This window comes from Deinococcus radiopugnans ATCC 19172, from assembly GCF_006335125.1.
GTDB classification, from domain to species: Bacteria; Deinococcota; Deinococci; order Deinococcales; family Deinococcaceae; genus Deinococcus; species Deinococcus radiopugnans.
Genome location: NZ_VDMO01000001.1, coordinates 153,156 through 164,975, shown reverse-complemented (window position 1 = coordinate 164,975; position 11,820 = coordinate 153,156). Strand labels below are relative to the sequence as shown.

The 11,820-nt window shown below is 65.5% G+C and carries 6 protein-coding genes; 2 read left to right on the top strand and 4 right to left on the bottom strand.

Features of this window, described 5'->3' with window-relative positions; translation table 11 throughout:
* Positions 1-255: 255 nt before the first annotated feature.
* From FHR04_RS00675 to FHR04_RS00660, 4 genes are all read right to left on the bottom strand, one after another.
* The gene (locus FHR04_RS00675; protein ID WP_139399920.1) at positions 256-1,458 is read right to left on the bottom strand and encodes an acyltransferase family protein; all 1,203 of its coding nucleotides are present in this window, start codon (positions 1,456-1,458) and stop codon (positions 256-258) included.
* Between the two features lie 220 nt (positions 1,459-1,678).
* Positions 1,679-3,277 carry a glycerol-3-phosphate dehydrogenase/oxidase gene (locus FHR04_RS00670; RefSeq protein ID WP_139399918.1) on the bottom strand — a complete coding sequence of 533 codons (1,599 nt, stop codon included), beginning with the start codon at positions 3,275-3,277 and terminating at the stop codon, positions 1,679-1,681.
* A 241-nt stretch (positions 3,278-3,518) separates the two neighbouring features.
* Positions 3,519-5,021 carry a glycerol kinase GlpK gene (glpK, locus tag FHR04_RS00665; protein ID WP_139399916.1) on the bottom strand — a complete coding sequence of 501 codons (1,503 nt, stop codon included), beginning with the start codon at positions 5,019-5,021 and terminating at the stop codon, positions 3,519-3,521.
* Positions 5,022-5,140: 119 nt separating this feature from the next.
* Positions 5,141-5,983 (bottom strand): MIP/aquaporin family protein, encoded by an 843-nt coding sequence (locus tag FHR04_RS00660; protein WP_139399914.1) that lies wholly within the window; start codon positions 5,981-5,983, stop codon positions 5,141-5,143.
* Positions 5,984-6,194: 211 nt separating this feature from the next.
* On the opposite strand from FHR04_RS00660, the gene FHR04_RS00655 reads away from it, so the two are divergent.
* Positions 6,195-7,199 carry a sugar-binding transcriptional regulator gene (locus tag FHR04_RS00655; RefSeq protein WP_139399912.1) on the top strand — a complete coding sequence of 335 codons (1,005 nt, stop codon included), beginning with the start codon at positions 6,195-6,197 and terminating at the stop codon, positions 7,197-7,199.
* Positions 7,200-7,385: 186 nt separating this feature from the next.
* Positions 7,386-11,819 (top strand): alpha-2-macroglobulin family protein, encoded by a 4,434-nt coding sequence (locus FHR04_RS00650; protein WP_170213798.1) that lies wholly within the window; start codon positions 7,386-7,388, stop codon positions 11,817-11,819.
* The last annotated feature ends 1 nt before the right edge of the window (position 11,820 follow it).

Sequence of the window (11,820 nt, the reverse complement as noted above, 5' to 3'; positions counted from 1 at the left end):
GGGGAAACCTCCTGGGGTGGAGGCAGTCTAGCGGGCTGGCGCGGTTGGGTGTACAAGACACCGGGACACCTGAGTTTCAACCCACGTTCGATCAGCTCGAGGATCAAGTCAATGGAGGCATTGGGGCGGAATGGCATAATAGACAGGCCATCCACCGACTGCAGCCACGCCAGGACATTGTAACGCTCTGTAGTCAAACTGAAACAGCCAGTGTTCGCCGTAGACCTTGACGTCCAGCGCGCCCACGCCTAAGAGTCACTTCTGCAGGGGTTCTACTTGAGCAGATACATTCTTTTGGAGAAGAACTTTGCGTCCCTTTTTGAAAAAGGGAAACTCAATATAGTGAAATGTGGTCAGGCTTGTAGATACTACGATAACGGCGAGAATAAGAATCCAGAGTGAGTAGCCCCACCAGGGAAGCGAATCAAATCGAGTTACTACGTTAACAGCTCTGGAGAGGACATAGAGAATAATGCCATGCAGGATATAAATGCTGTAGCTCGCCAAACCAAGTGCCTGAGACGCAGGCCAACGCAGCACACGTCCCAGAACAGACGTGCCAGGGGTCTTCAACAAGGCCAAAAAAAACACGGTCAGAAGGATGACCTGGGTGGGGCCGTACGCCGATGCAAACAGGATTCCCTCTGCGGACAGGGCTACTAGCGCGATTATTTGTGGGAGATAATTAGGAGGCTGCCATTCCTGAAACTGACGGGAGCGCCAGACGGTCGCCGAAATCATTCCACCGAGAAAGAGAGGAATAACTGTGGTAATCGGCACGCCAAGAACCCCTGCAAAAAGAACGAATAAGCAAGCTACGGCAGTGATAAACGCACCGTTTTTGTAGCGCAACACCACCATCATAATGGGGAGTGCCAGATAGAATTTCCATTCGTACCCTAAGGTCCAATAGACGCCGGAGACCACTTGCCAGGATGGAAAGCCATTAATGTCAGGTCGATTGAGGGCGCCCAGGCCATACCACTGTGCAATCTCCAAGACCACTTTCTGCACAGGCTCGTGCAATGTAAACCCAGTTGAAATGGCAGTGATGATCATTACAATTGTGGTTGCAAAAAGGTAGAGGGGCGCGATCCTAAGGACGCGCCTTTCTAAGTATTTCGGTACATTAAAGCGCCCACGTTTATCCAGGGCTTGTCCCCAAAATAGAAAAGCGGTTATAATAAAAAATATACCGACACTGGTAGTTCCGAAATGGTTATAGAGGCGCGAATTTGTGTCAGACCAGTTGTCGGTCCTGAAGTAGATAATTGTAATTAGTGCGTGATGAAGGAAAACAGCAAACGCGAGATAGCCGCGTATGCCCTCTATGTTATGAATCAGCGGCGGACTGTTTCTATAGTAGTCACGAAAAAATAGACTTTGTCGGGTGAAGTAAAGAGCCACTGCTATCGCGACAGCAAAGCCCACAAGTGCGAAAAGTGGAGTGTCGTACATCGCCTCTCAAATTATCATCGTCTTTGGAGGACGGCACGCATATTTGCGTCGCGCTGTCCACCCGTTCCTTTCGTATGAGGAGAGGCGCGGATCCACACGCTGTCAGACGATAATTCCGAAGCTTCTTCGATCCTGGTTCTCTGGTTTGCTGTGCGCTGCTGCCGACGATTGAAGGGCCAGGGCCGACCGGAGCCTGTGCTCCCAGCGGCTCACTGCGACCTCAGGCCGGGAGGGTTTCCAGCTCTTTCCGGCCTTCCGAATCCGCAGGAAGAACGCCGCCGGGCAGCCTGTACCCCGCCGCCAGCGCCTGATAGGCCTTCACCTGTGCGGCCTGCCACGCTTCATCCTGCCCCAGTTCCTCGGCTATGAGGGCGGCCACGCGCGGCGCGGCCTCGGCGCTGGCCTGGGCATTCAGCAGCAGGGCGCGGGTGCGGCGGGCCAGCACGTCCTCCACGGTGCGGGCCTGCTCCTGCTGAACGGCCCAGCGCACCTCGGCCTCCGAATACGGCAGTTCGGGGTGCAGCAACACCGACGCGCCGGGCATGGCTTGAATGCGTTCGGCGTCGGTGCCGTAGACCTTCCAGGGTTCGTCCAGCGCCTCGGCCGTGGCCCCGTGCAGTTTCAGGCCCTCGGTCAGGCTCATGCGCCGGGGCAGACCGGCCAGCTCGGCGGCGCGGGTCACAGCGTCGGCGCCCATGCGGCGGTAGGTGGTCCACTTGCCCCCGGTCAGCGTGAGCATGCCGCCCGCCGAAATGCGGATGACGTGATCGCGCGACAGGGCCTTGGTATCGGTGCCCTCGGCCGCCTTGACCAGCGGGCGCAGCCCGGCGTAGACGCTGCGCACGTCCGCGCGGGTGGGGGCGGGAGAAAGGTACTGCGCCGCCGTCTTGAGAATGAAGTCCACTTCCTCGGGCAGGGCGCGCGGCTCCCAGGCCACGTCAGGGACGGGCGTGTCGGTGGTACCGATCACCACGTGGTCGTGCCACGGAACGGCAAACAGCACCCGCCCGTCGTCGGTGCGCGGAATCATCAGCGCACTTTCGCCAGGCAGGAAGCGGCGGTCCACCACCACGTGCACCCCCTGGCTGGGCGAGAGCATGGGCTTGACCTTCGGGTCTTCCATGCGCCGCAGATCGTCCACGAACACGCCGGTGGCATTCACCACAACCCTGGCGCGGGCCTCGTGGGTCTGGCCGGTCTCATGGTCGCGCCAGGTTGCGCCGACGACCTTGCCGCCGTCCATCAGCAGGCCGGTCACCGGCGCATGATTGACTGCCACACCACCGTGGTCCTCCAGCGTCCGCAGCAGCGTGATCGCCAGCCTGGAGTCGTCGAACTGGCCGTCGAAATACAGGATGCCGCCGCCCAGCCCGGCCTTTTTCAGGGTGGGAATGTTTGTCAGGGCCTGGGCCTTCCCGATGTACCGACTGGCCTGAAGATTGAGCTTCCCCGCCAGCAGGTCGTACATTTTCAGACCGATGCCGTAGAACGGCGCGGACCACCACTTGTACGCGGCGATCAGAAAGCCCTGGTCGCGCACCAGATGCGGCGCGTTGCGCTTGAGCAGGCCGCGCTCGTGCAGCGCCTCGCGCACCAGCGAGATGTTGCCCTGCGCGAGGTAGCGCACGCCGCCGTGGACCAGCTTGGTGCTGCGGCTCGATGTTCCCTTGGCGTAGTCGTGGGATTCCAGCAGCAGGACGCGGTAGCCGCGGGTGGCCGCCTCCACGGCGGTGCCCAGGCCGGACGCGCCGCCGCCGATCACCAGAATGTCCCAGGGTTGCGGCGCAGTGGCCGCTTCAATGATGTCTGCACGTTTCATATCGCTTCCTTTCGAAAGGAGGTTCAGAACGTTTGGGCGCCCGCTCTCCTTTCGGTTCCGATGATGCTGAACATTCGTCCAGAGAATTTGAACATGTGTACCGCTGTGCTGCAAGGGACGAATGGTTTATGAATCTTGACTGTGGAGCGGGGGAACAGGCAGAGGGTCCTGACCCTCCAGACAGGCGGTCAGGACCCAGGGCGGAAATGGCAGTCCGTGCGCCGTCTCCCCGGTCAGGGGTTCAGGCCTCGGCTTCCTCCCAGTCGCGTGAGCGTGAAACGGCCTTCTGCCACTGGCCCAGGCGTTGCCGCCGCTGATCCTCGCTCATCTGCGGCTCGAAGCGGCGGTCTTCTTGCCACTGCGAGGCGATTTCCTGGCGGTCTTTCCAGAAGCCCACCGCCAGACCCGCCAGGTAGGCCGCGCCCAGCGCCGTGGTTTCGGTGATCTTGGGCCGAACCACTGGAACCCCCAGCACGTCGGCCTGGAACTGCATCATCAGGTCGTTGGTGCTGGCCCCGCCGTCCACGCGCAGTTCCTTGAGGGTCACGCCGCTGTCCTTTTCCATGGCGCTGACCAGTTCGGCGCTTTGAAACGCGATGGCCTCCAGCGCGGCGCGGGCAATGTGGGCGGCGGTGGTGCCGCGCGTCAGGCCCACCATGGTGCCGCGGGCGTAGCTGTCCCAGTACGGGGCACCCAGGCCCACGAACGCCGGCACCACGTACACCCCGCCGCTGTCCGGCACGCTGGTCGCCAGCCGCTCGACGTCGCTGCTGCTGCGGATGATGCCCAGGCCGTCGCGCAGCCACTGCACCACCGCGCCTGCCACGAACACGCCGCCCTCCAGGGCGTAGGTGCGCGTGTCGTCGAACTGCCAGGCCACGGTGGTCAGCAGGCGGTTCTGGCTGGGGACTGCCTCGCCGGCCGTGTTCATCAGCAGAAAGCAGCCGGTGCCGTAGGTGTTCTTGGCCATGCCGCGCTCCAGGCAGGCCTGCCCGAAGGTGGCCGCCTGCTGGTCCCCGGCGATGCCGGCAATGCGGATGCGGCTGCCCAGCAGGCCCTCGGCGGTCTCGCCGTAGACCTCGCTCGATGCCCGCACCTCCGGCAGGATGGCGCGCGGCACATCCAGCAGCGCCAGCAGCTCGTCGTCCCAGTCGCCGGTGTGGATGTTGTACAGCATGGTGCGCGAGGCGTTGGTGGCGTCGGTGATGTGGCACTCGCCGCCGGTCAGGTTGTAGACCAGCCACGAATCCACCGTGCCGAAGGCCAGCTCGCCGCGTTCGGCCCGCTCACGGGCACCGTCCACGTGATCCAGCAACCACTTCACCTTGGTGCCGGAGAAGTAGGCGTCGATGACCAGGCCCGCCTTCTGCTGAATCAGCTCTTCCTTGCCCGCCGCGCGCAGCTGATCACACAGCCCAGCAGTGCGCCGGTCCTGCCAGACGATGGCGTTGTGGATCGGCTTGCCGCTCTGGCGGTCCCAGATCACCACCGTCTCGCGCTGGTTGGTGATGCCGATGGCCGCGATGTCGCTGGCCCGCAGCCGCGCCTGCGTGATGGCTTCCTGCGCCACGCCCAGCTGCGTGCTCCAGATTTCCTGGGCGTCGTGCTCCACCAGCCCCGGACGCGGAAAGATCTGGCGGAATTCCTTCTGGGCCTGGGCCTTGATGTTTCCGGCGTGGTCGAACACGATGGCGCGGCTGGAGGTGGTGCCCTGGTCGAGCGCCAGAATGTATTGGTCGGGCATGCGGGTGACTCCTTTGTCACGGGGTGACAGTGCGGCTCAGCTGGGTGGGCGGAGGATGGCCGGACGGGACTGCTCGCGCTGCTGTGGATGCGGTGAGGTGCGCTGCGGTTGACTGGAGGTTAGCTTTTCTGGTCCAGGTTGTAGGCGGGGTCCGTGCCCTGAATGCCAGTTGTCGCCTCGCCAGCCCTGGCGAGCGGTCGGCCGATGGCGAAGTCGTAGATCACCGCGCCCACCAGTGCGCCGATCAGCGGTCCGACCACCGGCACGATCCAGATCATGCTGCCGTCGGTCAGGCCGTTGTTCTTGAAGCCGGCCATCACCGCGAACAGGCGCGGCGCCAGATCGCGGGCCGGATTGATCGCGTAGCCGTGCATGGCCCCGAAGGAGATGCCCACCGCCATGACCGTGAACGCCACGGCCAGCGCGCCCCAGGCGGCCCCTGCCGCGTTGTTCAGCTTGTCGCCGATTGCCAGGATCATGCCCATCAGCAGCGCGGTGCCGACGATCTGGTCGATCATGCCGGGCCAGAAGGTGCCCGGCACACCCGGAAAGGTGGCGAACACGCCCGCCGTGTGGTCGAAGGCCGGGTCGAAGATGACCCAGCGGGCGTGATACACCGCGAAGACGATGGCCGCCCCCAGAAACGCGCCGACGAACTGGCCCAGGATGTAATGCGCCACTTTCTTCCACGGAAACCGGCCTGTGGCGGCCAGCGCGATGGTTACGGCGGGGTTGAGGTGCGCGCCGCTCACGGTGCCGGCGATCAGGATGCCCATCAGCACGGCGAAGCCCCAGCCCAGCGTGATGTTGGTGTACCCGCCGTTGACGACCTGCCCTGGAATGGCGGCGTCGCCCACGCCGGCGAACAGCACCACCATCGCCACCACGCCGCATCCCAGCAGGATCAGCACCATGGTTCCAACAAGTTCCGCGACGAATTCCTGCGCTGCTGAAAACTTCATATCCCTCCTCTGTGGTCCACGGCAGCCGGCGGCAATCCGCGTCAGCCGTGTGCTGGGCGATCTTGCGCGTTCGTTGTGTGAACCCTGAGCGTTGAGGAGATCAGCTTGCCAGAGGGCTGAACACATGTCAAGTATGATTGAACACATGTTCAGTGTGCCAACAGTTGGCTGCAGACGTCGGTGGGCCACCGCTTCCGGGGTACAGTGACGCGTGCTCAGCGCTGACTCAGACGCATCTCTTCATCTGCCTGCGGGCGATCAGGACATCCAGGCCGTCCGGGTGGCCCGCCTGTATTACGTTCAGGGCCTGACCACCAACACGATTGCCACTGAGCTTGGGCTGTCGCGGCCCAAGGTCTCGCGCCTGCTGTCCCATGCCCGCCGCCGGGGGCTGGTGGAAATCCGCATTCATGATCCCGAGGGCCAGGCCCAGGGGCTCGAAGCCCGCTTACACGCCCGCTACCCGTTCTTGCAGGCGCAGGTGGTCAGTGTGCCGCAGGGCAGCGCCGAGGACGTGTGGCTGGAGCGCACCGCCGCCGCCGCCGCCGCCGAGCTGGGCGAGCTGCTGCGGCCCGGCATGACGGTGGGCGTGGCCTGGGGCACCACCATGAGCGCCATCAGTCACGCGCTGCTGCCCCGGCCTGTGCCCGGGCTGACCTTCGTGCAGCTCAACGGCTCGGCCAGCGCCGCCGACTTCATGAGCGGCTTCGTGACCGACACGATTCTGCGTTTTGCGCGCAATTTCACGGCGGGCGCGCAACTGTTCCCGGTGCCCACCTTCTTCGACGACGCGGCCACCAAGCAGGCCATGTGGCGCGAGCGCAGCGTCCGGCATGTGCTGGACTTGCAGGCGCGGGCCGATCTGCTGATCTACTCGGTGGGCAGCCACGCGGCGGCCATTCCCAGCCACGTCTACAGCGCCGGCTACCTGGACGCCGACGATCTGGCCGCGCTGAATGCCGAGGGCGCGGTGGGGGACATCGGCACCGTCTTCTACCGCGCCGACGGCAGCGACGCGGGCCTGTCCCTGAACGCCCGGGCCAGCGGCCCACCCCTGAGCCTGATCCGGGCCGCCGCCGAGACGCTGTGCGTGGTCAGCGGGCTGGGCAAGGCCGCCGCCCTGCAGGCCGCGCTCGAAGGCCAGCTGATGCGCCGACTGATCGTGGACGAGATGACCGCGCGGGCCGTGCTGGAGCGGATCGAGCCTGCCGGCTGAGGCCCGACCTCCGGGTTGGGCCGACCGGCGGAACGGCGCGTGCCCTCCAGGCTGACCCCCTCAGGCGACGTCGGCAAACCGGGGCCGTCCTGAGAGGGCGGGACTTCCACGATGACGGGGAGAAGTGACACAATCGGCTCAGGACGGGTCTGCGGTCACGCACAGCACAGGCAAGAAGGGGCGAACATGAAGCGACGTTGGACGCGGGGTGTGATGTTGTCGGGTTTGTTGCTGGTGGGGCTGGCCCCGGCTCAGCGCGAGGTTTCGATCTATGGCGGGGTCTACAGGAGCAGCCAGCCGGTCAGCGTGGAAGTGTATGCGCCCGCCGGAACGGTGTTCACCCTCAGCCGGGTGCTGGACCCGGCGGCCCTGTTCGCCGCCTCGCCCGATCCACACGAACCCAGGCTGGGTGCCGCGCGCCGCAGCGCGCCGATCCGCACCATCACGCTGAAGAAACGGGATCAGCGCCTGGACTTTGGAAAGCTGCCCAGCGGCGTGTACGTGGTGGGCACGGGCAAGCTGGGCGCGGTGGTGCTGGTCAGCAACCTGGGGCTGGTGGTCAAGCGCGACGCGGGGCAGGCGCTGACGTTTGCGGCGGACCGTGAAAGCGGACAGACGCGAGCGGCGCGGGTGTGGGCGCTGGGGGGCGGGTCCCCAGTGTTGTCGGGCGCCGATGGCGTGGCCCGTTTCACCAGGAAAGCGAACGCCGATTCGGACAAGGAGACCTTCCTGGCCCGCTACGGCAACGACTGGGCCATCAGCGGGGCGTACTGGAACAGCTACGCGGCCCCATTGGTGCGCGGTTACGTCTACACGGACCGCCCGATTTACCGCCCCGGCCAGCATGTGGAGTTCAAGGCGGTGCTGCGTCAGGCGCGCAAACTGACGCCGCTGGCGAATACGTCGGTGCGCGTGACCATCCAGTCTCCCGACGGCGACGAGGTGTACCGCAAGACCCTGACCACCAACGCGCTGGGATCGCTCAGCGCCGGGCTGGACCTGCCGGTGGGCGCGAAGCTGGGCGAGTACTATTTTTCACTGAAGCCCGACAAGGCCGGTGGTGACAGCCAGAGCGACATCGGCGGCAGCTTTCAGGTGGAGGCGTACCAGAAGCCCGAATACGCCGTGACCCTCGCGCCGGACCGCAAACGGGCCGTGCAGGGCGAGAAGGTCAATCTTCGCATCTCGGCCCGCTACCTGTTCGGGGGCAACGTGAGCGGGGCCAGGGTCAATTACAACGTCACCCGCGCGCCGTATTATCCGCCCGGCTTCGACAGCGATTACCTGCCCCCCGGCGACGAGGGCCGCGACTACGGCTCCGATCTGGTGATTCAGGAGGAGACGCGCCTGAACGCGGGCGGCGACCTGGACCTGACCCTGCCGCTGGCGCGTGACCCGGACGGCCAGCCGGTCAGCTACCGCATCGAGGCCACGGTGGAGGACGAATCGCGCCGCACGGTCAGCGCCCAGACCCAGGTGATCGCCTTTCCCGCCAGCTTGAACGTGGAGGCCAGCACCGACGGCTACGTGTACGACGCGGGCAAGCCGATTCGCGTGTCGCTGGACACCCGGGATCTGAAAGACGTGGGCCGCGCCGCCCCGGTCACGCTGGACCTGATCCGCCAGAGCTACGACTACGACCGGAAGAAGAAGATCTGGGTGCTGAGCGAGACGCGCCTGGCCCGCTCGCAGGTGCAGACGAACGCGGCGGGCGCGGCCAGCACCACCCTGTCCACCCCACGTGGCGGTGGGTATCTGGTGCGCGCCACCGTGAAGGACGCGCGGGGCCGCACGAGTACCTTCGAGAACTTCGTCTGGGTCCTCAAACCCGGCGAGGACTACGGCTGGAACTACCGCGATCTGACCGTGCAACTGGACCGCAAGAGCTACGCCCCCGGCGACACCGCCACCGTGCTGGTGGGGAATCCCAGGCCCGGCGCTCCGGTGCTGGTGACGCTGGAAGGCGACAGACTGCGCAGTTCCACTGTCCTGCGCGGCGCAGGCGCGGTGCTGACCTACCGTTTTCCAGTCACGGCGGACATGGCCCCGAACATCTACGTCGCGGCGGCCACCCTCAGCGACGGCCAGTTTTACAGCAACGACGCCCGCGTGAAGGTGCCCCGCGTGGGCGCGGCCCTGACCGTGAAAGTCACGCCGGAAAAGGCCCGTTACGGCCCCGGCGACACCGGCAAGTTCAGCGTGGACGTGCAGACGGCGGACGGCCAGGGTGTGGCCGGCGAGGTGGCGCTGGGGGTGGTGGATGGGGCCATCTATCTGGTGCAGCGCGACAACAGCACGCCGATTGCCCAGGTGTTCGATGCGCCGCGCAGCAACGCGGTGGGCACCAATTCCAGCCTCAATTTCTACTTCTCGCAGGTGGGGACCGTGGCCTCTGCGCCCAGGCAAATGGAAACCACGCCCGCCTTCGCGCAGGACAAGCAGAGCCGGGCCGCCGACGCTGCCAGCGCCGATCCATTGACACCGCGTCAGGAGTTCAAGGACACCATCCTGTGGGTGCCCAACCTGCTGACCGACGCGCAGGGCCACGCCGAGGTGACGGTCAAGTTCCCCGACAACCTGACCACCTGGGTGACCACCGCCCGCGCCCAGACGAAGACTCCGCGTTTCGGGCAGGGCGCCGCCACCACCATGACCACCAGGGACGTGATCGCCCGCCTGAGCCTGCCCACCTTCCTGGTGCGCGGCGACACGGTCACGCTGTCGGGGATCGTGAACAACACGCTGAATACAGCGGTGACGGGCACGGCCAGCGCGGTCCTGAGCGGCCTGACCCCGCTGGGCGGCGCGGCGCTGAAACCCGGCGGCGCACCGCTCCGTGTGGCCGCCAATGGCCGGGTCCGCACGGACATGCAGGTGCGGGCAGGCAATGTCGGCACAGCGGACGTGACCTTCACGGCGCGCACGGCTTCCGGCAATGACGCCCTGAAACTGCCCCTCCCGGTCAAGGCCAGGGGATACGAGGTGACGCAGACGGCGGTGGGCAGCGCCTCCAGCCCCAGCGTGAAGCTCAATATTCCCAGGGACGCCAACCTGAAAACGCTGGACCTCAGCCTGAGCCTCACGCCGTCGCTGCTGTCCGCCGTCTCGCCCGCGCTGGAGTATCTGGTGGGCTATCCCTACGGCTGCACCGAGCAGACCATGAGCCGTTTCCTGCCTGCGCTGCTGGCCGAGGAAACCCTGGGCCGCGCGGCCCTGCCGCAGAGCGTGTCTCAGAATCTGCCCGACATCGTGAGTGCGGGGCTGGCGCGGCTGGAAGTGTTCCAGCACGAGGACGGCGGCTGGAACTTCTGGCAGTACGACGACAGCACCCTGGAAATGAGCGCCTACGTGGTGGAGGGCCTGTTGCGGGCCAAGCACCTGGGGGCAAAGGTCGACAACGACATGCTCTACAGCGGGCTGCAGTACCTCGCCAAAAACGTGCCCAATCCGAAGCGCCGGCAGGCCGAGCGGGCCAGCGCCTACCGTGCCCTGGCCGACGCTGGCAAAGTGGACAAGGCGCAACTGGCCGCCTTCGCTCGCCGCAAGGATCTGGAACCCTACGCGCTGGCCCAAATCGCGCTGGCACTGAACAAGACGGGGCAGACCCAGGCCGCCCGTGACGTGCTGGACCGCCTCAAGGCCGGACGGATCGGCACCAACGAGGGCGCGCTGCTGCACTGGGAAACGCCGAAACGGGGGGGCGGCGACTCCTGGTACGACTACTGGGACGACAACAGCGTTCAGGTGACGGCCAAGGCGCTGGAAGCCGTCGCCACGCTGGAGCCGAACAGCGCCCTGATTCCCGGCGTCTCGCAGTGGCTGCTGGCCAACCGGCGCGGCCCCAAATGGCTGTCCACCCAGGACACCACCACTGTGATCATCGCGGCGCTGGTCCTGAAGCCCCCGAAGGCGGTGGGCGGGGACGTAGACGTCCTGTTGGACGGCCAGAACGCTGGGCAGGCCACGCTGACCGGACAGGAGGCAGTCACCCTCAACATTGATGCCAGCACGCTAAAAGCCGGAGCGCACACGGTCACAATGACGGGCGCACCCGCCGGGCTGACCTTCAGCACGCAACTGAACTACAGCCGCGAACCCGCCGAGTTGAAGGGCGACGCCAGCAAAGGATTCAGGATGAGCCGCCAGTATCAGCGTCTGGAACCGGTGTGGGACGCGAAGAACAACAAATATACCTACCGGCGCGTCCCGCTCCTGAAAGGCGGGCAGATGCAGCCGGTCACGGTGGGCGACCTGATTCTGGTCACCCTCAGCGTGCAGCCGGTGGGTCAGGCCGCCCGCTACATGGTGGTCAGCGATCCCATTCCGGCGGGCATGAAGGCGCTGGACGAACGCAGTCTGAGCATCGCGGGCCTGCAGGACCCCGACGAGTACGGCTGGGACAACTGGAACTACTGGTACGCGGGCCGTGACCTGCTCGATGACCGGGTGGACCTGTACGCCGACTACCTGAAGGGCGAGCAGAAGATGACCTACCTGCTGCGCGCCCAGACCCCCGGCACCTTCACCGCGCTGCCCACCCACGCCTTCTTGATGTACGACCCGGACGTGGAGGGCTACGCCCCGGCGACGACCTTCACCGTGCGGGACCGGGGGCAGTGAC

Coding starts and splice junctions, on each gene's coding strand:
- FHR04_RS00675 (WP_139399920.1), bottom strand. CDS start 1,458: ATGTACGACACTCCACTTTTCGCACTTGTGGGCTTTGCTGTCGCGATA.
- FHR04_RS00670 (WP_139399918.1), bottom strand. CDS start 3,277: ATGAAACGTGCAGACATCATTGAAGCGGCCACTGCGCCGCAACCCTGG.
- glpK (WP_139399916.1), bottom strand. CDS start 5,021: ATGCCCGACCAATACATTCTGGCGCTCGACCAGGGCACCACCTCCAGC.
- FHR04_RS00660 (WP_139399914.1), bottom strand. CDS start 5,983: ATGAAGTTTTCAGCAGCGCAGGAATTCGTCGCGGAACTTGTTGGAACC.
- FHR04_RS00650 (WP_170213798.1), top strand. CDS start 7,386: ATGAAGCGACGTTGGACGCGGGGTGTGATGTTGTCGGGTTTGTTGCTG.